This window comes from Pseudoalteromonas nanhaiensis (assembly GCF_051235485.1).
GTDB classification, from domain to species: Bacteria; Pseudomonadota; Gammaproteobacteria; order Enterobacterales; family Alteromonadaceae; genus Pseudoalteromonas; species Pseudoalteromonas lipolytica_C.
Window position 1 is genome coordinate 33,034 of sequence record NZ_JBPNYQ010000023.1, and the last position, 25,731, is coordinate 58,764.

Here is a 25,731-nt window from a genome sequence, read left to right on the forward strand (position 1 = left end):
ATGGTCTTAATTGATTGGTTAATAGTTGCGTTTTATGTAGTAGCAGCCGTTGTTATAGGGATGCTCTTTACAAAAAAGGCCAGTGAAAGTACGGCTGATTTTTTTGTTGCAGGTCGATCATTACCTTGGTACATCGCTGGCACATCCATGGTGGCAACGACGTTTTCGTCAGACACCCCCTTGTTTGTGGCAGGGGCCGTGCGTGAGCAGGGCATCTATGCAAACTGGATCTGGTGGGTTAGCGTAATCGGGGTAATTATCTCTGTATTTTTCTTTGCTAATTTATGGCGTCGCTCTAAAGCACTGACAGAGATTGAATTAATCTCACAGCGTTATGATAAGAGCTTAGCCACAGATTTTTTGCGTATATTCAAAGCGATATTTGATGGTGTATTTGTAAACTGCATCATTATTGCTTCGGTTACGTTAGCAATGTCAAAAATTATAGTGGTAATTTTAGGGCTCTCACCAGAGCCCTTATTTGCAATTCCTTTATTTGGCGACATTACTGCGACGACATTAATTCTTATAGTATTAGCGGTTGCTGCTGTTGTTTATACCGCTATGTCGGGTTTATATGGTGTTGTGTACACCGACCTAATTCAATTTGCGCTCGCTATCATTGGTTCGATGGTTTTAGCTGTTATCGTTTATGTTGATTTGCAAGATCATGGAGGTATCGTAGCTGCAGTTGAAGCGTCACCTGGCTTTAATAGTGATACGTTAAAAATGATCCCTGATTTTGAGTGGGATCTAAAAACAGCCACTTTCTTAATTTTGGTTTGCATAGGCTGGTTAAACTATGCCCCAGGGTTTGGCTTTTTCCTTCAGCGAACATTAGCTGCGCGAAGCGAAAAAGATGCCATGCTGAGCTTGTACTGGTTTGCGTTTTGTCACTTAGTATTGAGAAGTTGGCCGTGGATCATTGTGGGTGTGGCGTCATTAGTGTATTTCCCAGCGATCGCCGATGCCGAACAATCTTATCCTATGATGATTGATGAGTTTTTACCTGTAGGTTTAAAAGGCATTATGGTGGCGTCGTTACTTGCTGCCTTCATGAGTACTTTAGATACGCAGCTAAACTGGGGGTCGTCATACTTGGTCAACGATGTTTACGAGCCTTATTTAGTGAAAGGACGTGAAAAAGCGCATTATATTAAAGTTGCACGCATCAGCATGCTAGCACTAACTCTGTTTGCTCTAATAGTCACGACTCAGCTGGAGAGTATTTTGGGAGCCTATGAGTATATTACCGTTATCATTATTCCGATTTCAGTTGTATTAATAGCTCGTTGGTATTGGTGGCGCATTAACGTTTGGTCAGAAATAAGTGCACTTTTATCTGCAGTAATTGTAGGTAATGCAATGATGTATATTTTACCTGATGAAGGCGATGCTAAATGGTTTGCTGTTCGTATGCTGATAACCACATGCGCAACTTTGGTTATTAGCTTAATTGTGACATTGCTTACAACGAGCAAAACACCCAGCCCGAAAACAATTGAATTTTATAGCCGCCTTAAGATTCACGGTAGAGGATGGAAAAAAGTTAGAGACATCACAGGTATAGAGCCAATAGCAGCTGGAATTAAAGATAATGCTATTGCCTGTGTCGCGAGTATTATCTTTATTTATTCCCTACTGCTTGGCATAGGTAACGCCCTGTTTGAAGATTGGTCTACCTTTGGTTATTACTTAATATTCATAATTGCATCTGGTTGGGTGGTAAAAATTAAGATGCCAAAAGTAATAGCTTCATTAAGGCAAGAAGTATAACAAAAGAGTTTTTTAGTTGTGTCGCAAGCCATGCAGTGCTCTTGTAAAGAGCATTTGCATGGCTTTTTTTTGTTTAAAAAATAGATTTTAAACACTTCAGCATACTGTTTATTTATAGCCATTTTATATCTGAAACGTAATTATTTTTAATGTCTTACAGATAAAACATAGAGAGAATAGTGATGTGTAACTTTGTAATTTATTTGTTAATTAAAAGCGGTTGTGTAGACTCATATTATAGCCTTTAATCATCAGTGGTTTAGAAATAATGAATAATAAACTCCTCAAAGTCGTTCCAAGCATTGCTCTAGCTTTTGCTTCATTGAGCGCTTGCTCATCAGAGTTACCTAAAGAGGTTAGGTGGATGCAAGATGCCAAGTGGGGCATTAGCCATCATTATCTGGCAGGTGGGACGCTAGATAACGCTTGGTATCAAATTACCGATTATGATGAATGGAATAACTATGTAAATGGATTTGATGTTGACGCTTATGCACAAAAGGCAGAAAAACTAGGTTACAGGTATGTGATTTTTACCTTGACCCAGAATCGCGGTTATTTGTCTACAACCAGTGAGATATACGATTTACATTCACCTGCTTGTCCAAAGGTTGAGGTTGCTCCAGGTTGTAAAACTCAACTTAACTCGAATCAAGCTGATTACACCCCATCACGAGACCTTGTTTTGGATTTGGCGCTTGCACTTAAAGCAAAAGGCATCAAGCTAATTGCATATCTACCTTCTCATTTAGGAGATAGATGGACGGGCACAAAAGTGAAAGCGCCTTATCCAGATTGGTTTTTAAAAGGGTTTATTAGTGAGCGAGCAAAAAAATGGGGCGATAATATTGCTGGTTGGTGGTTTGATGGTTGGTACCAAGCTGATGAGTCAGAGCAAGAATTAGCTGCAAACAATGCTTACCCAGTTGCTGATAAGTTAGCTGAGTCAGTGCGAAGTGGTAATCCTAATGCTGTTATCACTATTAGTGATGGATTTGACTATAGCTTCATTCCAAATGACCCACAAAGTAACTACACCCAAGGTGAGCATAATGAGCTTCCGCCCATTCCTGAATCAGGCGAAGTGACAACAGCACTTGGCACTAAAGTGCAGTGGCATGGCTTTACATATACATCACTGGAAGACCCACTTTTTGGTGGTTGGGGTCAAGTAAAACGAAGCCTAAAATACAGCAATGAAGAAGTCGCCGAGCGGGTGAAAGCTATTTCGCAAGTCGGGGGCGTTACCACTTTAGATGTTGCGATTAATCCAAATGGCACTTGGTTAGTCGACCGCTTGGTGCAGATCCAAACAGTCGGTAATACAGTGGGTACAACGCAAGATACAACTTACTCAGGCCTTGAATTAGTCAACGATGATGATCCACGTATCCAATACAGTGAGAATGGGAACTGGCAATCTGTAAGCCAAACGAATACTGGAGAGTATAAGCAAGATATGCACATAACCGAAGTAAATGGAGCTTATTTTAGTTACCAGTTTACTGGCTCGAGTATTGTCTTTGCTACTTCAAAAGCTGCAAACCAAGGTGACGTAGAAGTGATCTTGGATGGTCAATCACAAGGGACGTATTCAATTTTTGACGGTAACAATTATCGACAAGTACAAAGCATTGTTTTTGAAAAGCATGACTTGGCAGCGGGGCCACATACTTTAACCGTTAAGAAAGTTTCGGGTGATGTTATGCCCGTTGATGTTGTGTTATCGAAAAAACCTGAAGAATATAAAGCCAAATCGCAATAGCGATACCTAAATCAAGGGTGGAGTGATGTCCCCCTTTTTATTCTAGAGCAAGCTTAGAGTCGTCTAAATTGTGCGTTTTTAAGCTTGCTTTTTCTTGTCTATATTGAGTTTACCTCTAAAAATCTGCTGCACCTTACATTTCCTTTTACCGTTTGCTAAAAATAATGCTATATTTGTGGTTCTTACAAAAGTAATAAAATAATACAAATAAAAATCAATGATCAGGTTTCAATATGACATTACACACTAATAGCCCGCTAGTAGAGCAACGTGCCGACCCGTTTGTGCATAAGCACAGCGACGGCTTTTATTATTTTACCGGTTCTGTACCCACCTATGATCGCATTGAACTTCGTAAGTCTGCGACTTTAGAGGGCTTAAAAGACGCTGAGACCTTTGATATTTGGTTTAAACACGACAGCGGCCCAATGAGCCGACATATTTGGGCACCTGAAATTCATTACCTCGATGGTAAGTGGTATATCTATTTTGCAGCCAGCGAAGAACAAGATATCTGGGCACTACGCCCGTATGTACTTGAGTGTAAGGGTCAAGATCCATTAAATGACGAATGGGTTGAGCTTGGCATGATGCAAGCAGCTGACGGCGATGAAAAGTCGTTCACTGATTTTTCTTTAGATGCCACCATTTTTGAAAATAACGGTAAGCGTTACTTTTGCTGGGCAGAGAAAACTGGTGGCCAATTTGCGGCATCAAATCTTTATTTAGCTGAAATGGAATCGCCAATTAAGCTAAAAACCGCACAGTTTATGCTAACAACCCCTGATTATGATTGGGAACGTGTCGACTTTTGGGTAAACGAAGGCCCAGCAGTGCTTAAAAATAACGGGAAAATCTTCATTGCTTTTTCTGCAAGCGCAACTGGTGCATGTTACTGCATGGGCTATATGGAAGCTGACGAAAACAGTGACTTGCTTGATCGTAATTCTTGGACTAAAACACGTATGCCAGTGCTTGAAACAAGTGTTGAAAAGAAAATTTTCGGCCCTGGTCATAACTGTTTTACTGTTGCTGAAGATGGAGAAACACCACTGTGTGTTTACCATGCCCGTGACTATGAGCACGCAGTAGGTGAGCCAAGTGTGGTGCCAAAAACAGATACGCGTCCACTTGAAGAGATTGTAAAAGATCCGCTTTACGATCCAAACCGCCACGCTCGTGTTCTGGAAGTTAAGTTCGACGAAAACGGCCGCCCGTTATTTGAATTGTATTAATTTACTGTAATGCAGATTAAAAGTATTAAGCCACCTATATAGGTGGCTTTTTTAGCTTTAAAGCTTGGTTAAGCGGTGATGGCAGGGTACCAGTTTGCCAGCGTCACCCCAAATAAGCCGATTAAAAATACGACAGATATTAACGCCATCAAAGATGCAGTAGCGAGAGTGATAGATGTATGGGGAGTTTGCTCTGCATAGCGGACAAGCTCAGCGATTAAAAGAGGAACTAAATAAGAGCAAAGGCTTACGGCAATCACTGCTGGCCCTGTGAAGGTCGCGGTATCAACGCCTAAGGTGCCAAATACTAAAAACCATGCAAATATCATTAATCTAAAAAACAACACACCATTAGCTGCAAGGTATAAGCGTATCGCCCAAGTTTTATGCGCGTTGAAGTCACGAGCCCGCGCAGTTTTAACCGCGAATATACTTGATACAATAACCACAAAGCCGCCAAACATCGTCAGTGCATGCATCAAGGTATTACCAACGGTGCCCCTTACTATCATTAAGTACATGCCCGCAAATGAAATACAGCAAGCTAAAACAACAAAGACACGGCCATTATAACGATGAAATGTTCTGTATTTTGCTCGCAATTTTTCAATGAGCTGTAAGCTTCCACCAAGGATCATCACGACTGCAAATAATACATGCACTGCATACATTAAATTCCCGGTAGCATCATTGGCAACATAGGCGGTGTTATTTAGTCGGTTCCAACCTGATAGGCCTGTTGTTAATCCTGTCATTCCATAACCAAGAATGAGGTAAACCACAAAGCAAATTTGTGCCATTAGCAGGCTAGTAAACCAAAGTTTTTTACTGTATTCGAGCGCCTTCAAAGGCGTGACTTTGCTATTTCTGTTAGACATAACCAATTCCATTACATTTTTCTAATACCGCAAATATAAAGGGCTAGAGCAAGATTTCTTCTCAAATTCGAAATTTGAGCAATGAAAAACTGTATTTATTTATGACTACTAAAACAGGGATTGACACATTCACTAACAAACTCTTTTTGCTATGTTGATTTTGAGACAGTAAACTTGTCTGATTGGTAAATAATTCATCAAACACCCAATTTAAGGTATGCCGAGTTATGCAAAATACTTCCCCTTATTACGTGCTCGTTTTTGTCTGTATGGGGCTAATGCTGCTAAATGGCATGAAAAAGGATAAGCAGCTCATTCATTATCTGTTTGCTGTATTTTGTGGCTCGCTTTGCATGGTTGGTGTGCAAAAAATCAGTGCACCAAGTATAGGTGTTTACAGCTATTTAATTGGCTTATTTACCTGTGCTACCTGTAATATGTCTTGGCTGATTTCACGTACTTTATTTCGTGAGCACAAACCTATTTCTACCGTACATATTGCAGTGGCAGGCGCGATTGCGGGGTTAATTATGTTCAACCAAACTTGGCATTATTTAGTAAGTATTGATGTGCAGGTTTTCCCTGATAGCCAATTTATGTGGCGATTAAAGCAAGGTATGGCCGAAATAACAGTGCTGCTATCTTCAAGTATTCTGGTGCTGTCTTTTTGGGAAGCATTACGAGGTTACAAAGATAAAACCGACACACAAAAGTTGCAGGCAAAAATTTTTGCTAGTTGCTACTTTTTAGCGGTATTTAATGCCAGCATTTTGCCTAAGTTTTTATTTAGTGAAAGCGAATTTCAACGCTTTGAGCCGCTTATAATTACCTCATCTGCGTTATTGATTGTACTTGCGATGCAGTTAGTGATGTTTTTGCAAAAACGTGCTCATAGTAGCGTGCCTGAATCAGTTGATACTGAAGTAGTGAACTCTGAAGATGCAAGCACAGCCCACAAACAAACTGAGTTGTCTGAAAATAAAGAGGTAGAGCCTGAGATTATCACGGGTATAGAAGCACTGATCAACAAGCAGCTTTACTTACAAAGTAATTTAAAAATCTCTGATTTTGCACAAGTATTAGCAGTACCTGAGTACAAGATTAGCCGCGCTATTCGCCATCATTTTAAAGCCACTAATTTTAATTTATTTATAAATCAGTACCGAGTTCAATACGCACAAACGCTATTACTAAAAGATGAAGCAAGTCATTGGAGTATTCTTAGTATTGCATTGGAAAGTGGTTTTTCTTCGCTTGCTACCTTTAACCGTGTTTTTAAAAGCATTGTTGGGGTAAACCCTAATGAGTTTCGTAAGCAGAACAACTCATTAGTTGAACAACAAATCGTGGAGCTTACTGATTAGCGTTCACAGTGGTTTTTGAGTTAAATGCTCTGCAATGACCTCAAACATAGTTTGTACTTCTATAGGCTTGGCTATATAACCTTGCATCCCTGACTCTTTGGCTTTGGTGAGGTCGGCTTCCATGGTGTTGGCGGTCATGGCAATAATAGGGATATGGGCAAACTTTGGCTGCTCTTTAATTTTATTCGCTGCGGTATAACCATCCATTCTTGGCATTTGGCAGTCCATCAAAATACAATCGAATGTGTCTTTTTCGACAGCTTCAATGGCCGCAATACCATCTTCGGCAATATCAACAATAAAGCCATTTGAGCGCAGTATTTGTGATGCAATTTGTTGGTTAAGCGGATTGTCTTCAACTAATAAAATCCTTGAACCAGCGAGTTTTTTAAAACAGCTGGTATCAATTTTGTTTGTTTTCTTTTTCTCAATACCTAAGACGTGATCCAGTGATTTACATAAGTTAGCTTTGATAATTGGTTTTAATAAAATTTCATCAATATTTTTATCAAGCTTAGTTAAGCTACTTTTTACTTTTTGATTTTCAAATGAGGCAAGAATAATTATTTTCTTAATATTGATAGTAAGTTGTTTTTTTAGGTTATTGAGAAGGGAGCTGTGTTCATCATTAAAAATATGCCAATCAAGGAAAATAAAGTCATAGTCTTGGCAGGGATCTATGTTTAATAGTTTGTCATCATGATAAGAAATACTATCAACTTTTATGCCCAACTTTTCGAGTAATTTAAAAAGGTGCCTTTCTTTTACATGTTCTTGTTCAATTATTAGCGCACTTTTGTTTTTGTAATCGTTTGTATTATAGTTACTTTTTACAGCAGACTTACCAAAAGATGCGGTGAAGCTAAAGCAGCTGCCAGCATTTAGCTGGCTATCAACGTGAATATTGCCACCCATTAATTCAACTATTTTTTTACTGATCACTAAGCCAAGGCCTGTACCTCCAAATTTTCTTGTTGTTGAAATATCAGCTTGAGAAAATGGCTTAAATATCGTCTTGACCTGCTCCTCAGTCATACCAATCCCTTGATCAGTGACTTTAAATTCAATTTGAATATTCTCATCAGTTTGCGATACACATAAGAGTGTTAACTTAACATTTTTATTATTTGAAAATTTAATTGCATTACTAAGTAGGTTTAACAGTACCTGATTTAACCTTAACGTATCGCCAATGAGGTATTCGGGAATATTATCATCAATATCAAATATGACCTCAATGTTATGTTTTTCAATCAAGCTACTGGCTAAGTTAGCCAAAGTGGATAAAAGGTCATTAATATTGAAATCATTACTTTCTAATTCTAATTTATTCGCTTCGACTTTTGAAAAGTCTAAAATATCGTTAATGATCCCTAGTAAAGACTTAGCTGATAATTGAATTTTCTCAATGTAATCATATTGTTTGTCAGTTAACTCAGTATCTAAGGCAAGGTAAGCCATGCCTAATATAGCATTCATCGGAGTGCGAATTTCGTGGCTCATATTAGCTAGAAACATTGATTTTGCATTATTTGCAGTATCAGCAGCTATTTTGGCTTTGTTTAAGTCATCAGTGCGCTTGGCAACCTCTTGCTCTAGTGTTTCGGCTGCTTTTTTTAGAGTCATATTCGCTTCATATAACTCTAATGACTTCTGCTCAAGAAGCGCTTCAGCCTCTATTCTAGCTCGGCGCTCTCGCTCTAATCGACGTTTAAAAAGGTTCTCATCCACGCTAGATTACTTTTGTTAGGGTAAAAATGGCCGATTGATAATCAGGTTCAATCTCACTTTTAACGGTCAATGTTTCATTAAAATGTTCGCATGCTCCTTCGATTAACCCCTCAGCTAAACAAGCAAAAGGGTTATATGAGCGATAGAACATTTGCATTTGTGTATCACTAATACGTTGTGTCCAAAAGCTTGGCAGCTCTGCATCACTGTATAGCTTCTTGACTTCGATATGAACGTGACGGTCAATAGTATCAAGGAAGTCAAAGGTGTTACTGACGTTTTTGAAAAAATGTGGGAATAATACAAAGAAGCGACCTAACAGGTACTTACCATAGGCATGTACAAGCTCATCAACAGGCTTATCAATATGTTTACTTAGTGAAGTGACTAGCATGATCAATTCTTTATTATCATAGTTGCCCACACTCGTATAAGCACCATCAGTGAACAGTGAGTTTTCTGTGATTATTTTATCCACTAGTTCATATGAGAACTCATGTTCAACCATATCTATAAATTCAGTAAAAATAATACCTTTCATGCGTAAATCTAACGATTCCTCATAATAAGAGTTTAGATGTAAAAATTAGATTTACAATTTCATACGAGTAAGGGGCATCGTACTTTATCCTTTATTGACAGATTATTAGCTGACTAACAAGCAAACAGGCAAAAGGGGATTATACTGGTAGTGCTTAAGTTGTTCTTTTGTGGTTGGTGTACTGCTTTATGGTTATAGGAACGAGACTGAAAAAACGTTTACTTCTTGCTTTTACCTTTGCTTGCTTTGCTATTTTAGGTGCGCAGACCATTATTAGGCATTTTTGGATTTTGCCCTCTTTCGAGGCAATGGCTAAGCAAAACGACAAAATTGATATTCAACGAGTTCAATCACAACTACAACAAGAAATAGATGCTTTATCGAAAATGGTGTTCGACAGCTCGGCTTGGGACGTCATGTATAATGCAGCCAAAGAGCGCAATGCAGACTGGTTCAACAATGATTATATTATTGCAGATGCGCTTCAACGATTAGACGTTAATGGTTGGTATTTGTACGATACTGAAGCTGTAATTATTGCAGGAGGAAGCTTTGACAATGAGTACCAAGCCTATTCTCCAGTCATTCTTGAGACACCAAAACTACTGATAGATAATGATTTGATTGTTTTACCGAGTGATTTGAATAGTCAATCAGAGCCATTAATTTCTAAAGTTCACTTTATACAAATTGATAACAAGCCTGCATTAACTGTGTCTTATAATGTTACTAAGTCAGATGGATTGGGCGAACCGACCGGCTCTTTAATGTTGTGGAGTTTTATTGATGAAGCATTTATTGAGACTTTAACGCCCGGGCTTGCCGAGGATATTGGCTATTACGAAGGTGAGGAAGCACAACGTTACTCTGATTATTTAACCACAGTTTTTGGCAAAAAAAATACAGATTTTCAGCCGATCACTTACAATGATCAACTCTATATTGGTGTTGAAGATAAATATTCTAACCTTCTGTTTGTATTATCAATTCCTACCAGAGAACATACCTATGATAAAAATTTATTTGATAGTTCTTTGCTAACCGGATTAATGATATCTGGTTCTGTGTTTATATTGTTTTATCTTTACATTAATCAACAAGTTTTACGCCCCCTTAGTAAAGTGAAAGTGTCGGTATATTCGGCAATCAGTAACAACGATTTTAGTATCCGTGCTAATTACCATGGTGACAATGAATTACACCAGTTAGGACAAGGTATTAATGAACTGTTCTCATTAATTGAAACACAGCGCGCTGAACTGTTTGCACGCCATGCAAAACTTGAGCAAATCAGTAATACAGATGCAATGACTTTACTGGCAAATCGTCGAGCATTGGATAAGCATTTAGAAGATCTTGCTAATGATCCGCAATGTGAAGAGACCGCAGTATCATTTATCGTAGCTGATGTTGATCACTTCAAACTCTATAACGACTATTATGGCCATGAACAGGGTGATAGAGCGTTGTGTAAAGTGGCCAAAGTTTTAATGACTATAGCAGCGCCCGAGGATTATTTTGTAGCTCGATATGGCGGCGAAGAATTTGTAATGGTGCTTAGTAACACCGATGCAAAGAGAGCGCTTGGTGTTGCTGAGACACTTCGTAAAGCGGTAGAGTCTGCAGCTATTGTGCATGAAGGACGAAGTGACGTTAAGTTTGTTACTTTATCGATAGGTGTTGCCAGTAAGGCTGCTAATGAGGCGTTTGATTCAGATAGCTTGTTTAAAATAGCGGATGACGCGCTTTATAAAGCGAAAAAGCAAAGCCGCAACTGCTGTGTTGCAGGGTGAAGCTCAGCTATTGCTTTATAGCTGAGCTTCACGCTTTAAATTGCAACTAAGCTTTGCTCAAGCATGGCTTTAATTTGCTTAACAATTTTAGCTTCTGTTTCTGGTTCAAATTGTTGAATACGTGGGGTATGAATATGCCCTGTAGGGATGTCTGAATTAAGCTCATCACGAAGACGAATACTGCGGTACGAAATCTCATTAGATAAGTAGCCGCCACCGCCACCTTTAACCGCAATCGCACCTTCTAACTCTTTAAGTGATTTTGGCTCAAATGCTTTCTCTAGAGTCACAACTTTATGATTGTCGTTGATTGGGAATGGCCCTTTGGCTTGTTGCATTTGCTTAACTGGTAAGCTAAAAGTCACAAACTCATTGCCCGGAAGAGGGCGGTCGTTTAGGCTCGAAATTTTCGGTGCAGTGGCTGTGCCGCCATACACTATGTTGGCGTTATCGGGTGCCGTTACACTGCGGCGTTTACCCGGAAAGCGTTCAAGATCAAAGTCTTTGCTGCCCATACTGATAGTGGCAATCATATCGACATTGTTAAGCGCGTAATATGGCGCAAGTAATGATTCGATAATACCTTGGTCAAAGTCTTCGTAGCGTACTGGCACCATCACCGTATTGATCTCAGCGCTAATGCCATTGTAATTAATCACTTGGCCATCAAGTAATAATGCCGCAACACCTGATGGGTTACTTTGATTAATATTTCTATCTAAAAGGAACGGATCAAAACCTGTAATTAAAATGCGTTTGTCGGTTTTTTTACTGTAATCAAGGTCGGTGCGGCCACGACTGCCATTTTCAAGCATTGTTAATAACGCGGTTTGTTCACTATCGGTCATTGCAAACTGGGGTTTGCTGGTACGAATAATTTTGCTTGAAAGTAAACGCGCCCAGTACAGCTCTCGGTCGTCGAAGCTGTTGGTTTTAATGATACGTGCTTTGGCGTCGCGCCATAATTGTTTGGCGTAAGCATCAATAAGGTCACTTGCCTGCTGATAACTGGTGGCAGCTTGCCACTGCTTTTCAAAATGATTTACTTGATCAGAGAAAGTGCTCAACACTTTTGGCATTGCTTTGCTGGCTTTTTCAATACGCAGTTCTTCAACGGTTAAATTGGCTGCAAATGCAGTAAATGACGAGGCAATTAAGCCGGTGGCAAGTAAAACTTTTTTCATGATTATCCTATTTAGTTACAGCACGTTTAGTAGGCTTGCGTTAACTATCCTATGGATAAAAGCCGAGCGCAAATAAAATCGCTCAGTATCAAGTCTGTCTAGCACAGAAAGTGAAATAGTTGAGTGGCACTTTTCTAGCTGTCTTCGTTATATAGGAATTAACGCAAAATGAGCTTTGTTTGTTTAGTTTGAGAGTCTTTTAATAACTTGCGGTATTTTGCTGGCGTGATGTGCATTATTGCTTTGAATTCTTTGATTAAATGAGGCTGATCGGCAAAGCCACATTCTAGTGCAATATCTGCAAAGCTCATTTCGGGGTTATCTTTAATCGCTTGTTTAGCAAGTTTTACCCGGTATATTCGCTCAAAATACTTAGGGGTGACACCGCATTGATCCTTTACTTGCCTTTCAAGCTGGCGTTGACTGAGAGGGGCAAGTTGATAAGCGGTTTCAAGTGGTGTTAACTCAATAAGGTTACGAATTAAGTGTTTTGAGTGTTTGTTACTTTGGTTTATGTTTTTATTATTAGTAAAGTGGCGACTAATAAGCGCAACAAACGCTGCTAAGCTGGCGTTATCTTGCAGGCCTTCAGCTATGGCGCACAGTGAAGGCGTAGCAATCAGCGGATGGTCGTTTCTTTTTAGCTCTGGCAATACGGTTGGGTTAAAGCGAATACCACAAAATTGAGCACCTTTAGAAAAGCTGAGCTTAGAAGCATGAGTTGAGGTTTGTTGAAATGCATAGGGATGCGCAAGAGATTCATCATCCAATAAAACTTCACCTGTAACGGGAAAAATAACCCCAGTTGCACCATCACAAGCCAGCCATTGTTCACCTGCTAAGTGTGCTTTGGCATACCATATAGCCTGTATACTATCGGCAAGATTGCCCTCTGGGGTTTTTAGTTCTAGCGTTAAATGGTTATTCATTAAACTCCACAGTAGGCTTAAATATCTTCACTACACGATTCCAACTATTAATCGCGTTAATAGCAATGGTGAGTGCAACCAAGCCTGGCTCTGTAAATTGATTTTCTAGGGTCTGGTAGAAAGTATCATCAATGGTGTGTGCTTGTGTCAATTTTTCACACAATGCTAAGGCTAGTCGCTCGTGCTGTGAGTAAATTGGCATGTCTTGCCAAGCACTTAAAGCAATAATACGGTTGTTAGTTACACCGTACTCTCTGGCTTGTTTGGTATGCATAGCAATGCAATACGCGCATTGATTTAGCTGGGATACTCTTAATTTCACTAGCTCCCAAGTCGTTAAGCCGAAAGTTGCCTCGGCTGCTTGTTTAATTAACTGTTCTTGATCAATTAGATGTTTTGTTAATTGAGGTTGTAAAGCAAAATAATTGGCTCGGTTCATGGTGATTCCTAAGCTGTTTGAAGAGCAATAAGTGTAACGATGGCAATAGGCGAAATATTGCAAAAAAACGACATTTATGGTGGCAAATTTACGCACTGGTTCGCACCTTATTTTTAATCCTGCTATGCTACGCCCATTAGCAATCACTGAGTATTTGAGATGATTAACGATAACGATGTAATTGAAACATTAGACGAATTAGAAACGTTTTTACGCCTAGTTGAAAATGGCGGTTTAGGACTTGAGAATGTAACCGGTGTAGCCCTTGCAACCAACAATAGTGATGGCCGCCCATTTATCGCGGTACTTGATGATAAACATCAACTTTTACTTGGCCGTTACGTAAGCAATGATGTGTATGAAAACGGTAAAGATATGGTGCGTTACGGCACTAAAAAACCGCACTAATTAGCAAAGGCTTAATACTAAAAACGGGGCTAGTAGGCCCCATTTTTATTGGTACTCGGCAAGTTCTCTATGAATGCTCATTACCAATTCTCTAGGAATACATAATTGATTAGCCAGCGTATCTAAGTAGTGTTTAGAGATTGCTTGGCTTAAATCAATTGCGCTGGCACTAGCTGCATAGACTTCAATACCCATTTTTGCGTTTGGCACAGCGGCAACTAATTCTGATAGTTGCATTGGTTTTCTTAGCTCATCGAACAGCATGGCCTTTTCTTGCATAGACAATTGCATTGTTTCTACTTGTGCGAAAATTTTTTGTCTTTCCGTTTCATCAATGTGGCCATCAGCATAGGCGGCTGCAATCATAGCGCGCATGAGTAATAATTGCCCATCACTGTGATTATCGTCGATTGCATCAGTAAATGACTGCTCAGGCAGCGTAGCGGGGGTAAAATCAAAACCACTTGAACTCGTTTGCTGAACTGGAGCCGCTTTTTGTTCTGAGTATTGTTTATAGGCTTTCCAAGCAAGGCCACCAACAGCAGCAAGCGCACCATATTTTACGGCTTTTTTACTGCTCTTTTTAGTTTTTCCGCCCATTAAGCTCGTTAGTCCGCCGCCAGCAACACCTCCTAAAAAACCACTCAGCGCACCTGATTTATTTAAATTACCCACTAATTTTTGTAAGTCTTTCATTGTTCTCTCCTTGCATGTGTTTTCTCAGGTTAGGTGATTCGCGCCGAAAAGAAAATGTGAGAAGTGTTACAAAAAACAACAATGAATGAACCTACTGCTTATTTAACTGGGTTTTTAGTCTTAAAAAGGAGTTAAATACAAGCGTTTTAATTATGCTTTTCATTCTTTATTTTACGATAATCATAAAATAAAGTTTGACAATCATAAATCCATTGAGTGCTTTTTAGGCTATGAAAATACGAATCAACCTAGATATAGAATTGGCAAAGAACAAAATGCAGCTGAAGGAGCTATCTCAGCGCATTGGTATTTCTATGACCAATTTATCATTACTAAAAAACGGAAAAGTGAAAGCGATCCGCTTTAGTACCCTTGAAGCTATTTGTGAAGAGCTTAATTGCCAACCCGGCGATATTTTGGTGTACGAACGCGATAGCGAATAACTTTACAACGCAACAGGATTTTGGAGGGCATATGCTCAACCGTGACTATTTACTACCCGGCATAGCAGCGGGGTTACTTGCCATAATTTTTCCTATGTACTGGATTTCAGTATTTGGCGAAACACTTGTTGGCTTAGGCGAAGCGCTTAAGCTCGATTTGCAAAGCTTAAACTTTTCAGACCTTGTGTTTGTACTCATTGGTGCACTTGAAATCTATGTGTACCTGAGTTTACGCAAGGCACTAAAAGATATGTTCGATGTTGAAGGCGTTCGCATCTTGTTATGCGTGTTAGCCGTGCTGGTATTGGCTTTTCATGCCACTGTGTTATGCGATGTTTATCTTGCCGTTGCTGGCGATAAAGCATCGAGCGATGTGGTTGAAAGTATTTCAATTATTGCCATGGTGGTCTCGGCTGGGAGTTTAGGCTTGTATGCGCTAGTGGGTTTGATCACCGCCGCGTTATTACTGACAAAACACCATGGAATGTCGTCGTTGCTAACGGTGTTTTCTATTCTACTGTTACTGATGTGCATCTTACAGCTAACGGTTATTTTTGCTTATTTGAATGTGTTTTTATTCCCAGCAGCATTATTAATTTTAATGGTGTTCTTTATCAAAAAACCTGAACAAATCGAAGTAGTTTAAGGTCGCTTTGAGATACAAGGGATAGAGTATGGGCTGGTTTAAAACAATTTTGTTAACACTATTTTTGTCATCTGTTTGGGCTGCAATCTGTGTGTATGGTGGTGTTAGTGGTTGGTTTTTAAAACCCATCGCCGAAACGGGCAACACTGAGCAATTTATTGCCAACAGTCAGGCGCTGATTGCCAACAAACACGCAAACATCGCTTATGTTTTGATTGAAAATGGCCAAGTGGTTTTTCAAGATTACTCAAAAAGCAAAGATGAAATAACCGCCAATACTCTGTTCCCAGTGGCATCACTCAGTAAATTTATTACTGCCTATGGCGTGATGAGTCTGGCAGAGCAACAGCAAATTCGTTTAGATCACGCGATTAATGAGCAACTGACGGGTTGGCAGTTACCTGAATCAGAGTTTGATAATCAAACTGTTAGCATTGCACATCTGTTATCGCATACTGCGGGGCTTGGTGATGGTTTAGGCTTTGCTGATATTGAGCTAAATGAAACCGTACCAAGCTTGCTTGAGTCGCTAAACAAGCCGCTATCATCAACGGGTGTGCGTGAAATTAAAGTCACCAAGCCTGTGGGCGATTTTAAGTATTCTGGGGGCGGCTATTTGATGCTGGAGCTGCTGGTAGAAGAGAAAACCAATCAACACTTTGCAACTTGGATGAATGATAATGTCTTTAAGCCAGTCAATATGACTGATGCTAGTTACGATGTACTAACTGAGTTAGATAGCATCGCACCTGCTTATGATAAAAGCGGGCAAGCTGCTGGGCATTTTCAATACGCATCGGCAGCGGCAACAGGTTTACTGGCAAGTAGCCATGATTTCATAGCTTTAGTTAACGCATTAACATCACCTCAAAAAGGACAGTTAAGCTCACAAATGATCAGCTCCATGCGAGCGCCTTTGGCAATTAGCTTTGGGGCACCAATTTGGGGGCTAGGTACCATGCTTTATGCACCAACAGCATCGGGAGATTTTGTCTTTGGTCATGATGGCGCAAATGAGCCGGCAATAAATAGCACGCTTCGCATTAACCCCGATAACAATGATGCAATCATCGTACTTAGCAACGGTGGTGAACATATTGCATCAAAACTCGGTTATGAATGGACGCTTTGGCAAACCGGTTACCCTGACTTTTTAGCGTTTGATGTTGCCCTGCAAAGCGCTTTTGTACCTTGCTTAATAGGCCTTGGCATCATCTTCATAGGTATGATTATTGTGCGTTTCAAAAAACGAAATAAGTAAATGATGTAAGGTCTTAATTATTTTCTACTTTACCTTTTAATTCGTTGCATTGTCATTGTTCATTAACGTGAACAGCTATAGTATTTGTTTTAAATTGATTTATCAGGGTAGGGCAAATGTTACGTTTTTTTTCTATAGACCAAGGTGTGATCACAGAAACTGAGCCAGCTGCAGATACGCCTCTTGTTACTTCTATTAAAAATGCCCACTGGATTGACACGATAAATCCGACTGAAGAAGAGCGACAAGCGCTGGCAAGCACCCTTAATATCACCTTACCCGGTGCTGATGATGTTGAAGAAATCGAGGCATCTTCCCGTTGTTTTATCGACCACGAAGGCCTACATGTGCATGCGCTTTTTATGTCACCAAATGAAGGGCGCTTTAATACGGTGACAGTGGCTTGTTTGTTAAAAGACAACTGTTTGCTGACAATCCGCGATGATGAATTAGCCGATTTTCGTTTATTACGACTTCGCGCTCGTAAAGGGCAAGTGGCGTGTGATAATCCCAAGCAACTTTTAGTGACTCTGTTTGACCAAAAAGTCGAAAACCACGCTGATATGCTTGAAGATATGCATCACCAGTTAGAAAAACTCAGTGCCTATGTACTTGAAGAGGACGACTCAGATTTAGAAGAAGCCGTCAGCCGGATCTCGCGCCTTGAAGATAACAACGGTAAGGTGCGTTTATGTTTGATGGATACGCGCCGAAATATTTCGTTTTTACTGCGTCATTTAGGTGCACCAACTGAAGACCGCGAGTCACTACGTGAAATTGTACTCGATATTGATACCCTTATGTCTCACTGTACATTTTTGTTTGATAAGGTGAATTTCTTAATGGACTCGACTCAGGGTTTTATTAATATCGAACAAAACCAAATTATTAAAACCTTCTCAATTGCCTCTGTGGTGTTTTTACCTCCGACCGTCGTTGCCAGTATTTATGGGATGAATTTTAATAGCATGCCTGAGCTGCAATGGGCATGGGGTTACCCGTTTGCGATTGGCATCATGTTGCTGTCTGGCTTTGCACCTTATTTGTTCTTTAAACATAAAGGTTGGCTGTAGCAAAGCATAAAAAAGCCCAGCAAATGCTGGGCAAGGGGTCTTCGGATAGACCTAGGGGGTTTTAGCCTTTCAATTCGCCAGTAGACGATTCGATATGCGCACGAACAAACCATTGGAATTGTTCTAGATCAGCCAGTTGGCCGGTGATCATATCTTCAGAAACTGGGTCTAACTCAGCAAGCTTTTCGATAGCTGCACGGTGATCTTTATTAACGCCGTTATACACTTTATCAAGCGCTGTTAGATGGTCAGTGACTAAGCCTTTGCCAATTGAGTAGTCTTGCCAAGTGCGACGATCAACAATTGATTGCGGTGTGCCAACAGGTACGCCGCCCATGGTTGCAATTCGCTCTGCAATCGTATCAGTCATCTCTTGCACTGCGCTTACTTGTGGGTCTAGCATTTCGTGTACACCAATGAAGTTAGGACCAACAACATTCCAGTGAATGTGTTTTAAAGTGAGGTGTAAATCGATTAAAGCGACCATACGCTGGTCTAAAATTGCAATCGTGTCAGCTGCAGCTTGGTCTTTAACACCGGGTGCTGTAAATTCTGCGATTTTTGATGATGAATTACTCATTACTCCTCCGAGATTATCTATAAATTTCCTTTCGCTTTTAGTTTAAAAGCGCGCTTGATTAGGTTGAAGCAAACGTTGTGCCTAAAATGGTATTTTATTAACCAATTGAATTTAAAGGGTTAATTTTGTTTTGTTTTGAGGTGGAGTGGTTGTGATGAGGTATGAGTATGAAAACTCTGCACACCTTCTGTAAAAAATTCAGTGTGCAGATACAAATTTACGACTTAAGAAAGTAATGCCGCCGCTAAACGAACAAAGTCAGATGAGGTTAGAATTCCCACTAAGTTGTTATCTTTATCAACCACAGGCATGCAGCCATGACGATTTTCAACAAAAAACTTAGCAACTTCGTGTAGCGGCTGCTCTGGCGAGATACTGGTAAAATCAGTGGCCATAATATCAACCACTTTAGTTTGCTTTTCTTTGCGTTCAAGGGCGCTGGCGCTGTAATTCGCCATGATATTCATTACCTGAGCAATCATGATTTTTTGCGTTAACATGCCAACTAAACCACCGTGCTCATTGATCACTGGAATATGGCGGACATTTTTCTCTTTCATTAGATTATGAGCATCATGCAGGGTATTTTGCGCGCTAATGGCGAATGGGTCTGGCGTCATTAAATCACTAACTAGGTGTGTCATGGCTAAATCCTTACAATTAATCAAGCTGTGGTAAGTCTAGCGCTTATCGAGTTAATTGCACTTTAGTGAGATCAAAGTTTTAGTGATTAACTGTGCATGTACCTGCATTACTTTGCTGACAATAATGAAAGTCTAGATAGTAGTGAGACTTAGCTGGTCGCTCACCTTTTGTTAGGTATTGATACATCAATTCGGCAGACAGGCGTCCCATTTCAAATGGATTTTGACCAATATTAGCCGATGATAATCCTTGTTTTAATACTTCTAATTGCATTTGTTCTGTATCGGCAGAAACAATGACCACCTCTTTACTGGCAATACGTTGTTTCTGTTTAGCAATCACTTTTGCGTAGTTAGGATTAAATTGGGCAAAACCTGCTACAGCTAAAAATAGTGGTGGGTTTTCAATATTAAGTAGTTTGTCGAGCTGACCCAGTGATACTTCACGTTTTCCTAAACTATATAAAGGGCAGCGGTCAAACTCGCTCCAGCCATTTTCACCAGTTAAGCGTTTATCTTTTTGCCCTGATAACGCATAACGAACACCTTCAATGCGTTTGTTCAAATTAGGTGTTGTGGAATGTCCAGATTGAATACAGACTTGGTTAATTTCTTTGTCAGTGAATTTTTTTAGTTCGTTCCCTAAAGCCACACCATAATCAAAATTATTAGTACCCACATAGGCTAAACGATACTGCTGATCATCTTCGAGCAAATCAGAGTCAAAGGTAATTACAGGAATATTATTGTCTTTAAGCTTTTTTAAAGCGCGTTCAACAAGGTAATTAGAGTCTGTAGTAGCGATTAATAAACCACTAATGTTGTTTCTGCGCACGAGGTCGGTGATCACTAATACTTGCGTGCGGATATCTTGAAAGTCTTTAGGGCCATCGTAAATACATTCAAAATCGAGATGCTGTTTTGCAAATTGCTCACACCCTTTAAAGGCTTGCTGATAGAAGCTATCGTTTTTGGTTTTACCCACAACAGCAACAACATATTTAGCCTGAATCGGCAGGGCAAAAAGCCATAAGCTGGCACAAATAAACAACCAGTTTAATTTAAAATTTAATAATACTTTTAAAGACATAGCACTACATATTGCAATTTAAGTATAAGCACGCACTAATTATAGTGGTAGAGTTTGAATTTACAAGATTAATACAAAAGCATTTGCCCATTTAGTATATTTGGTTCTTTATTCTGGTTTTAGGTGTTGATTTCGACTCGATTACGGCCATTATTTTTCGCTTTATAAACCGCTTTGTCTGCGCGGTTCACTAAGCTTTCAAAGCTGTCATTTACTTGCCAGTTAGTTAATCCAAAACTAGCGGTAACCGATATACGATGCTCTTGAAAAGCTATTTGACTGGCTTCAATGGTTTTACGAAGACTGTCTAAAAATTGTCTTGCTGAGCTGATGTCGGCTGCAAAGAATAGCAGTAAGAATTCTTCACCACCAAGGCGGCAACATAAGTCTTCTTTTTTTAAATGGTGTTTCATTAAATCAGAGAACACTTCGAGTACTAGATCACCGCCATCGTGACCGTATCTATCATTAATTTGCTTGAAGTAATCAATATCAACAACGCAGGCATAAAGGCTAGAAGTTTGGTTCGGGCTGAATAATTGCTGTTGTTCGATAATAAATTGCAGTCCGCGGCGGTTATAAAGTCCGGTAAGCGGATCCTTTAAAGACAGCTCCAAATAACGTTTCTTTTCGTCAACTAATAGTGTCGTGATGAGTCCAAGACCTGTCATAACAAATACGGTTGCATGGGCAATTACAGTAAGTGAATAAAGGGTTGCTAAGTTGTGCTCATGGGTAATGATACTCAGTTGTGAAATGGGCACTAACAGTAAGATACATTGCGCCATCGACAACACAGTATTGCCTATATTTTTCTCACATACAGCACGCTTTGTTGTGTAGTAAATCAGTGCAGGTAGCACGCTTAATGTATAACAAGCTTCGACTAAGGCCAGTTGGTTAATATTTTGAGTAAGGATGGCAAATACAGAAAAAATAGCCCCATGAGCAATAATTATCTTATTAAATCGACAGGGTTCGTCGTGGTTATAAATAGATAATTGCAGCAATGTCATGGAGATCATATAAATCACCACACCAGAGCGAAAGCTCGGCGCAAGGTTGAATAGATCTTGGATCCAAAGCCATGCAAAGCCAATTACACCGAGGTAAAAGAATAGATTAAATAGGTAAATTGAGCGGTTATTAAAACTACTGCGCATCAGGCGCGTAGCTATAATGGAGCAGGTTACTACCGTAATAAGTAAGAAGACGAAAAAGCCGTGGTAAAAGTAATTCTCTACGTTACTAGCCATGAATCGCACTGAAAAGATCTAGATAAATAAATCTTAGCACAGGGTAAATTTCTCATCTTAAAATCTTAAAATACGACTGCCAAAGGCTATGTACGTAATACTTCCTAGCAAATCTTGCTCATTTAAAACAAACTAAACATCACTGAAGCGATTAATAGTATTGCCATTAAGTAGTTAAATGCTTTTAAGCGCTTTGGGCTGGCAAGCCAGTGTTGAAGCTTGTCGCCAAGTAGAGTCCACGAGCTGACGCATGGCAGGTTAATTAAACCAAATACGAGGCTTACTACTAACACTGAGGTGAGGTTTTTGTCTGGGGCATACAAGCTTACTGCACTTAATGCCATTGCCCATGCTTTTGGGTTCACCCATTGAAAAAGTGCAGCCTGAATAAAGGTAAACGGCTTACTTTCACTATTAGCTTTTTGTTGAGCGCTACTTGTGGCAATTTTAAACGCCAGATAGAGTAAGTAAGCAATACAAAACACTTTTAATATCAAGTAGCTTGGTGGAAATAAATCAAATAGTTGCATGATGCCAAGGCCCACTAAAACCAGCATCAACATAAAGCCAAGCGTCACGCCAAGTAGGTGTGGTGTGGTTCTTTTAAAGCCAAAGTTGGCACCTGAGCTCATCAACATTAAGTTATTCGGTCCAGGAGTAATTGATGACACCAAGGCAAATAACGCCAGGGCTGTTATAATTTCAAAACTCATTGCTATCTCTCCACTTTAATTTTATGCAATTATAAGTTGAATTGAGCGCAATTTTTGCGCTTAATGTTGTTATATGTATTCAAAGTTCACAACATAAAATGAAAAAAGATAAAATTAACGACAGAATATTGCATGAGCTTAAACGCAATGGTCGAATTGCCAATGCGGAGCTGGCAGATAAAGTGGGTTTATCGCCATCGGCATGCCTTCGTAGAGTGCAAGAATTAGAAAAACTTGGGGTTATTGCGGGGTATCGGGCGGTTATTAATAATCAGGCTGTGGGCCTAGGATTTATAGCTTATGTTGGGGTTGGTTTAAATGAGCACTCAACGGTATCTCAGCGAGCATTCGAGCAAGCCCTTGAGTTTATTGATGAAGTAAAAGAGTGCCACAATGTTACTGGCTCGTTTGAATATTTGCTGAGAGTCGAGACGGCAGATCTTAAGTCTTATAAAGCGTTTCATGCTGATGTGCTCGGCTCTATCCCACAAGTACGCACCATTACAACGCATGTAGTAATGGAATCACCCAAAGATGAACGTGCATAACGACAGAGTTTAAGCTTTTTAGTTGTTATTACTGATTTATAAAAACATATAGGCAGCAGTAAGCAGATACATAGCCATGTCTCAGTTACTGAATTTGCATCAAAACGTTAGCCGTCATTGGGACTACCATGTCGCCATCTTCAACTTTTATACGTAAGTTTTCAAAACGTGTGTTAAATGCAAGCGCCGTCTAGAAAGCACGTTTTACGCAAACTCTAAATCAATATTTTTTAATGCTGCACGGGTTCAATCACTAAAATCAAGCTTTATGACAATTTCGTGAAGATTGTGATAATGTAACTTTTTATCGTTTCTTTGCTTTATAATGCCATTTTATTTGTATGATAAACTTGGGTTTAGCTTGGAGTTAGTATGGTTTCACGTCGAGATTTTTTAGTAGGGGCGGGCACGTTAGCTTTTTTAGGATTATCAAAAAGTGCCATAGGAAAGGTGTCATTAGGTGATTTAAAAACAACGGCTGTCGGCTTTGGCCCGTTAATTCCTGATCCAGATAAATTGCTCGACTTACCTGAGGGCTTTAGTTATCAAGTAGTTTCAAGCCTAGGTGAGAAAATGTCTGATGGCTTTACTGTACCCGATAAAGCCGATGGCATGGGCTGTCTAGCGCTTGGTAATGACCGTGTTGCATTAGTGCGAAACCATGAGCTAAAGCCAAAAGACTTAGCGAAAGCTGAAGCAAGTATTGCCAATCATAAAACACCTCTGGCTTTTGATACTAACAGTGACGGTGTGGCGTTACCGGGTGGCACAAGTCATATCATTTATAACCTAAAAACCCATCAAAAAGAGCAAGAATACTTGTCATTGGTCGGCACTATTCGTAACTGTTCTGGCGGTATCACGCCATGGGGCACCTGGCTTACGTGCGAAGAAACCACCGATACTAAAGCCGATGGATTTAACCAAGACCATGGTTATATTTTTGAAGTACCCGCAAGTAGCAAAGGCTTAATTAAACCTGAGCCGTTAAAAGCCATGGGTCGATTTAACCACGAAGCGGCTGCCGTTGATCCGCGCACAGGCATTGTTTATTTAACTGAAGACAAGGGTGATAGCGTCTTTTATCGCTTTATTCCAAAAGAGTATGGCAAGCTGCATAAAGGCGGGCAACTACAGGCTATGGTGGTAAAAGGTCAGCCACAATTCGATAGCCGTAACTGGAACAATAAAGCCATGAGGCTACATCAAGAGCTTGAGGTTGAGTGGGTAAATCTAGATAACCCAGAAAGCCCGAAAGACGACTTACGATTACGTGGATACAAGCAAGGCGCGGCACTGTTTGCTCGCGGTGAAGGTATTCATTGGGGTGATAAAGAGCTTTATTTTTGCTGTACCAATGGTGGTAAAAAACAACTTGGTCAGGTTATGAAATATCAACCATCAGAATTTGAAGGCACCGATAAAGAAGCACAGCAACCCGGTAAAATCTCGTTGTTTGTAGAAAGTACCAGTAAAACCCTCTACAACTTTGGCGATAACCTAACCGTGTCACCTAATGGGCATTTAATTGTCTGTGAAGACCAATACACCGATGTGGTTGATAACCATCTTCGTGGTGTTACACCTCAAGGCCAAGTTTATAATTTTGCCCGTTTGGTTGCGCAAACCGAGCTGGCAGGTGCCTGTTTTTCACCGGATGGAAGCACCTTGTTTGTAAATGTTTACTCACCTTCTAAAACCCTAGCTATAACAGGCCCATGGCACCAGTTTAGTGTTTAATTCTGTAGGCACTCTTTTATGAGTGCCTCAATTTACTGGAAGCTGTTAATATAGTTGGTCCGCATAGCCATGAATTCTAATTATTCTTACAGTTCACTTTATTAGCATGCTTGGCAATCCACTTAGTCATTTTTTTCATTAAAGCGGGTGGAAAATCATGGCCCATTCCAGGCACAACTTTTAACTTACTGCGCTTTATTAACAGTGCGGTGTTGATACCCGCAGACAGTGGCATAACAGGATCAGCGCTGCCATGAATTACTAATGTGGGGGCTTTAATCTTTTTTAGTAATTGCTCGCGATAAGGCGTTGCGGCAATGGCTGCAAGCTGACGTTTAAAGCCTGTTTGATTCGTGTGGGCCCGCTCAATATAGCGTTCTGCGTTGGCGTATAAAGCGTGTTCATCTTGTGGGTAAGCTGGGCTACCAATGAGTTGGTTGAGCCTAACATTGTAATCAATCGCGGCTTCTTTATTACTGCTTCGGGGGCGTATTTTAGCGAGCTTTACTAGCAGATTAATGTTTGAACCCGAAAACGATAACGGCGAGCTACTCGACATAATTGAAGTTAAGCTCAGTACACGTTTTTTATACTTTGCCGCGGCAATTTGCGCAATCATGCCACCCATCGAAGCCCCCACTAAGTGCGCTTTTTTGATAGCAAGTGCATCCATTAATTCTTTTACATCGCGAGCCATGTCATCAAGCGAATAGGGCAGCTTTGAGCGAATGGGTAATCGGCGGCTAAGCCAATGCTTTACGAGACTCGGCTTGCCTAACTCATCTAACGATGAGGACAGCCCTGCATCACGATTATCAAAACGAATAACCCGAAAGCCTTTTTCGACCAAGCCAAAATATAGCGACTCTGGCCAAACGGTAAATTGAGCACCTAAGCCAATAATTAAAATGATCACCGGCGCATTTTTATCGCCTTCATCTTGATAACTAATACAGATACCGCTGGCTGTAAGGATATGTTCCATAGACTGACAAATA

General features: G+C 40.1%; 25 protein-coding genes. 12 read left to right on the top strand and 13 right to left on the bottom strand.

The window, feature by feature from the left end:
* The 3 genes from ACSFVZ_RS16675 (at position 1) to ACSFVZ_RS16685 (ending at position 4,776) form a co-directional block, all read left to right on the top strand.
* Entirely contained in the window at positions 1-1,776 is a 1,776-nt protein-coding gene (locus ACSFVZ_RS16675) for a sodium:solute symporter family protein (protein ID WP_199526781.1), read from the top strand.
* 268 nt (positions 1,777-2,044) lie between these two features.
* On the top strand, positions 2,045-3,541 hold the full coding sequence (locus ACSFVZ_RS16680; protein WP_235382646.1) for a hypothetical protein: 1,497 nt from the start codon (positions 2,045-2,047) through the stop codon (positions 3,539-3,541).
* 233 nt (positions 3,542-3,774) lie between these two features.
* On the top strand, positions 3,775-4,776 hold the full coding sequence (locus tag ACSFVZ_RS16685) for a family 43 glycosylhydrolase (protein ID WP_235382645.1): 1,002 nt from the start codon (positions 3,775-3,777) through the stop codon (positions 4,774-4,776).
* 68 nt (positions 4,777-4,844) lie between these two features.
* On the opposite strand, the gene ACSFVZ_RS16690 is transcribed toward ACSFVZ_RS16685, so the two are convergent.
* The gene (locus ACSFVZ_RS16690) at positions 4,845-5,654 is read right to left on the bottom strand and encodes a DUF2306 domain-containing protein (protein ID WP_235382644.1); all 810 of its coding nucleotides are present in this window, start codon (positions 5,652-5,654) and stop codon (positions 4,845-4,847) included.
* A gap of 227 nt (positions 5,655-5,881) precedes the next feature.
* Between ACSFVZ_RS16690 and ACSFVZ_RS16695 the strand changes: the two genes are divergently transcribed.
* Positions 5,882-7,018, top strand: a complete 1,137-nt coding sequence (locus ACSFVZ_RS16695) for a helix-turn-helix domain-containing protein (protein WP_435559257.1) — start codon at positions 5,882-5,884, stop codon at positions 7,016-7,018.
* 3 nt (positions 7,019-7,021) lie between these two features.
* On the opposite strand, the gene ACSFVZ_RS16700 is transcribed toward ACSFVZ_RS16695, so the two are convergent.
* Together ACSFVZ_RS16700 and ACSFVZ_RS16705 are read right to left on the bottom strand one after the other, a co-directional pair.
* Positions 7,022-8,749, bottom strand: coding sequence for a response regulator (locus ACSFVZ_RS16700; protein WP_435559258.1), 1,728 nt, complete (start codon positions 8,747-8,749; stop codon positions 7,022-7,024).
* Position 8,750: 1 nt separating this feature from the next.
* Positions 8,751-9,290, bottom strand: a complete 540-nt coding sequence (locus ACSFVZ_RS16705) for a heme NO-binding domain-containing protein (protein ID WP_199526785.1) — start codon at positions 9,288-9,290, stop codon at positions 8,751-8,753.
* Positions 9,291-9,478: 188 nt separating this feature from the next.
* On the opposite strand from ACSFVZ_RS16705, the gene ACSFVZ_RS16710 reads away from it, so the two are divergent.
* Positions 9,479-11,083 carry a sensor domain-containing diguanylate cyclase gene (locus ACSFVZ_RS16710; protein ID WP_135925763.1) on the top strand — a complete coding sequence of 535 codons (1,605 nt, stop codon included), beginning with the start codon at positions 9,479-9,481 and terminating at the stop codon, positions 11,081-11,083.
* Between the two features lie 35 nt (positions 11,084-11,118).
* Here ACSFVZ_RS16710 and ACSFVZ_RS16715 read toward each other — a convergent pair whose 3' ends face one another.
* The 3 genes from ACSFVZ_RS16715 to ACSFVZ_RS16725 form a co-directional block, all read right to left on the bottom strand.
* Complete coding sequence (locus tag ACSFVZ_RS16715) at positions 11,119-12,267, bottom strand: PA0049 C-terminal domain-containing protein (protein WP_435559259.1); 1,149 nt, start codon at positions 12,265-12,267, stop codon at positions 11,119-11,121.
* A 158-nt stretch (positions 12,268-12,425) separates the two neighbouring features.
* Complete coding sequence (locus tag ACSFVZ_RS16720; protein ID WP_435559260.1) at positions 12,426-13,196, bottom strand: AraC family transcriptional regulator; 771 nt, start codon at positions 13,194-13,196, stop codon at positions 12,426-12,428.
* Positions 13,189-13,635, bottom strand: a complete 447-nt coding sequence (locus ACSFVZ_RS16725) for a carboxymuconolactone decarboxylase family protein (RefSeq protein WP_253038780.1) — start codon at positions 13,633-13,635, stop codon at positions 13,189-13,191. Before ACSFVZ_RS16725 ends, ACSFVZ_RS16720 begins: the two co-directional genes overlap by 8 nt.
* Positions 13,636-13,794: 159 nt before the next feature.
* Between ACSFVZ_RS16725 and ACSFVZ_RS16730 the strand changes: the two genes are divergently transcribed.
* Positions 13,795-14,043, top strand: coding sequence for a hypothetical protein (locus ACSFVZ_RS16730; protein WP_135925759.1), 249 nt, complete (start codon positions 13,795-13,797; stop codon positions 14,041-14,043).
* A 45-nt stretch (positions 14,044-14,088) separates the two neighbouring features.
* Here the strand turns inward: ACSFVZ_RS16730 and ACSFVZ_RS16735 are convergent, their stop codons facing one another.
* A complete protein-coding gene (locus tag ACSFVZ_RS16735; RefSeq protein WP_435559261.1) occupies positions 14,089-14,739 on the bottom strand; it encodes a tellurite resistance TerB family protein in 651 nt (216 codons plus the stop codon).
* Between the two features lie 230 nt (positions 14,740-14,969).
* Between ACSFVZ_RS16735 and ACSFVZ_RS16740 the strand changes: the two genes are divergently transcribed.
* The 4 genes from ACSFVZ_RS16740 (at position 14,970) to corA (ending at position 18,162) form a co-directional block, all read left to right on the top strand.
* The gene (locus tag ACSFVZ_RS16740) at positions 14,970-15,182 is read left to right on the top strand and encodes a helix-turn-helix domain-containing protein (RefSeq protein WP_130050899.1); all 213 of its coding nucleotides are present in this window, start codon (positions 14,970-14,972) and stop codon (positions 15,180-15,182) included.
* A 31-nt stretch (positions 15,183-15,213) separates the two neighbouring features.
* Positions 15,214-15,828, top strand: a complete 615-nt coding sequence (locus tag ACSFVZ_RS16745; RefSeq protein WP_435559262.1) for a hypothetical protein — start codon at positions 15,214-15,216, stop codon at positions 15,826-15,828.
* 28 nt (positions 15,829-15,856) lie between these two features.
* The gene (locus ACSFVZ_RS16750; RefSeq protein ID WP_435559263.1) at positions 15,857-17,089 is read left to right on the top strand and encodes a serine hydrolase domain-containing protein; all 1,233 of its coding nucleotides are present in this window, start codon (positions 15,857-15,859) and stop codon (positions 17,087-17,089) included.
* A gap of 116 nt (positions 17,090-17,205) precedes the next feature.
* Positions 17,206-18,162 (top strand): magnesium/cobalt transporter CorA, encoded by a 957-nt coding sequence (corA, locus tag ACSFVZ_RS16755; RefSeq protein WP_135925755.1) that lies wholly within the window; start codon positions 17,206-17,208, stop codon positions 18,160-18,162.
* Positions 18,163-18,223: 61 nt separating this feature from the next.
* On the opposite strand, the gene dps is transcribed toward corA, so the two are convergent.
* The 5 genes from dps to ACSFVZ_RS16780 form a co-directional block, all read right to left on the bottom strand.
* Positions 18,224-18,742 carry a DNA starvation/stationary phase protection protein Dps gene (dps, locus tag ACSFVZ_RS16760; RefSeq protein WP_135925754.1) on the bottom strand — a complete coding sequence of 173 codons (519 nt, stop codon included), beginning with the start codon at positions 18,740-18,742 and terminating at the stop codon, positions 18,224-18,226.
* A gap of 224 nt (positions 18,743-18,966) precedes the next feature.
* A complete protein-coding gene (locus ACSFVZ_RS16765; RefSeq protein ID WP_054551886.1) occupies positions 18,967-19,386 on the bottom strand; it encodes a CBS domain-containing protein in 420 nt (139 codons plus the stop codon).
* A gap of 79 nt (positions 19,387-19,465) precedes the next feature.
* Positions 19,466-20,476, bottom strand: coding sequence for a substrate-binding domain-containing protein (locus ACSFVZ_RS16770; protein WP_295509774.1), 1,011 nt, complete (start codon positions 20,474-20,476; stop codon positions 19,466-19,468).
* 119 nt (positions 20,477-20,595) lie between these two features.
* Positions 20,596-21,732 carry a GGDEF domain-containing protein gene (locus ACSFVZ_RS16775; protein WP_253038775.1) on the bottom strand — a complete coding sequence of 379 codons (1,137 nt, stop codon included), beginning with the start codon at positions 21,730-21,732 and terminating at the stop codon, positions 20,596-20,598.
* Positions 21,733-21,854: 122 nt separating this feature from the next.
* Positions 21,855-22,445 carry a LysE family translocator gene (locus ACSFVZ_RS16780; RefSeq protein ID WP_435559264.1) on the bottom strand — a complete coding sequence of 197 codons (591 nt, stop codon included), beginning with the start codon at positions 22,443-22,445 and terminating at the stop codon, positions 21,855-21,857.
* Between the two features lie 98 nt (positions 22,446-22,543).
* On the opposite strand from ACSFVZ_RS16780, the gene ACSFVZ_RS16785 reads away from it, so the two are divergent.
* Together ACSFVZ_RS16785 and ACSFVZ_RS16790 are read left to right on the top strand one after the other, a co-directional pair.
* Positions 22,544-22,993: an Lrp/AsnC family transcriptional regulator gene (locus ACSFVZ_RS16785; protein WP_138556612.1), complete on the top strand. Its 450-nt coding sequence runs from the start codon at positions 22,544-22,546 to the stop codon at positions 22,991-22,993.
* Between the two features lie 372 nt (positions 22,994-23,365).
* Complete coding sequence (locus ACSFVZ_RS16790) at positions 23,366-24,733, top strand: alkaline phosphatase PhoX (RefSeq protein WP_435559265.1); 1,368 nt, start codon at positions 23,366-23,368, stop codon at positions 24,731-24,733.
* Positions 24,734-24,809: 76 nt separating this feature from the next.
* Here ACSFVZ_RS16790 and ACSFVZ_RS16795 read toward each other — a convergent pair whose 3' ends face one another.
* Positions 24,810-25,718 carry an alpha/beta fold hydrolase gene (locus tag ACSFVZ_RS16795; RefSeq protein WP_435559266.1) on the bottom strand — a complete coding sequence of 303 codons (909 nt, stop codon included), beginning with the start codon at positions 25,716-25,718 and terminating at the stop codon, positions 24,810-24,812.
* Positions 25,719-25,731: the final 13 nt, after the last annotated feature.

Coding starts and splice junctions, on each gene's coding strand:
- ACSFVZ_RS16750 (WP_435559263.1), top strand. CDS start 15,857: ATGGGCTGGTTTAAAACAATTTTGTTAACACTATTTTTGTCATCTGTT.
- ACSFVZ_RS16790 (WP_435559265.1), top strand. CDS start 23,366: ATGGTTTCACGTCGAGATTTTTTAGTAGGGGCGGGCACGTTAGCTTTT.
- ACSFVZ_RS16775 (WP_253038775.1), bottom strand. CDS start 21,732: ATGGCTAGTAACGTAGAGAATTACTTTTACCACGGCTTTTTCGTCTTC.
- ACSFVZ_RS16680 (WP_235382646.1), top strand. CDS start 2,045: ATGAATAATAAACTCCTCAAAGTCGTTCCAAGCATTGCTCTAGCTTTT.
- ACSFVZ_RS16780 (WP_435559264.1), bottom strand. CDS start 22,445: ATGAGTTTTGAAATTATAACAGCCCTGGCGTTATTTGCCTTGGTGTCA.
- dps (WP_135925754.1), bottom strand. CDS start 18,742: ATGAGTAATTCATCATCAAAAATCGCAGAATTTACAGCACCCGGTGTT.
- ACSFVZ_RS16730 (WP_135925759.1), top strand. CDS start 13,795: ATGATTAACGATAACGATGTAATTGAAACATTAGACGAATTAGAAACG.
- ACSFVZ_RS16740 (WP_130050899.1), top strand. CDS start 14,970: ATGAAAATACGAATCAACCTAGATATAGAATTGGCAAAGAACAAAATG.
- ACSFVZ_RS16770 (WP_295509774.1), bottom strand. CDS start 20,476: ATGTCTTTAAAAGTATTATTAAATTTTAAATTAAACTGGTTGTTTATT.
- ACSFVZ_RS16725 (WP_253038780.1), bottom strand. CDS start 13,635: ATGAACCGAGCCAATTATTTTGCTTTACAACCTCAATTAACAAAACAT.
- ACSFVZ_RS16795 (WP_435559266.1), bottom strand. CDS start 25,718: ATGGAACATATCCTTACAGCCAGCGGTATCTGTATTAGTTATCAAGAT.
- corA (WP_135925755.1), top strand. CDS start 17,206: ATGTTACGTTTTTTTTCTATAGACCAAGGTGTGATCACAGAAACTGAG.
- ACSFVZ_RS16735 (WP_435559261.1), bottom strand. CDS start 14,739: ATGAAAGACTTACAAAAATTAGTGGGTAATTTAAATAAATCAGGTGCG.
- ACSFVZ_RS16675 (WP_199526781.1), top strand. CDS start 1: ATGGTCTTAATTGATTGGTTAATAGTTGCGTTTTATGTAGTAGCAGCC.
- ACSFVZ_RS16745 (WP_435559262.1), top strand. CDS start 15,214: ATGCTCAACCGTGACTATTTACTACCCGGCATAGCAGCGGGGTTACTT.
- ACSFVZ_RS16765 (WP_054551886.1), bottom strand. CDS start 19,386: ATGACACACCTAGTTAGTGATTTAATGACGCCAGACCCATTCGCCATT.
- ACSFVZ_RS16695 (WP_435559257.1), top strand. CDS start 5,882: ATGCAAAATACTTCCCCTTATTACGTGCTCGTTTTTGTCTGTATGGGG.
- ACSFVZ_RS16685 (WP_235382645.1), top strand. CDS start 3,775: ATGACATTACACACTAATAGCCCGCTAGTAGAGCAACGTGCCGACCCG.
- ACSFVZ_RS16710 (WP_135925763.1), top strand. CDS start 9,479: ATGGTTATAGGAACGAGACTGAAAAAACGTTTACTTCTTGCTTTTACC.
- ACSFVZ_RS16690 (WP_235382644.1), bottom strand. CDS start 5,654: ATGTCTAACAGAAATAGCAAAGTCACGCCTTTGAAGGCGCTCGAATAC.
- ACSFVZ_RS16720 (WP_435559260.1), bottom strand. CDS start 13,196: ATGAATAACCATTTAACGCTAGAACTAAAAACCCCAGAGGGCAATCTT.
- ACSFVZ_RS16785 (WP_138556612.1), top strand. CDS start 22,544: ATGAAAAAAGATAAAATTAACGACAGAATATTGCATGAGCTTAAACGC.
- ACSFVZ_RS16705 (WP_199526785.1), bottom strand. CDS start 9,290: ATGAAAGGTATTATTTTTACTGAATTTATAGATATGGTTGAACATGAG.
- ACSFVZ_RS16715 (WP_435559259.1), bottom strand. CDS start 12,267: ATGAAAAAAGTTTTACTTGCCACCGGCTTAATTGCCTCGTCATTTACT.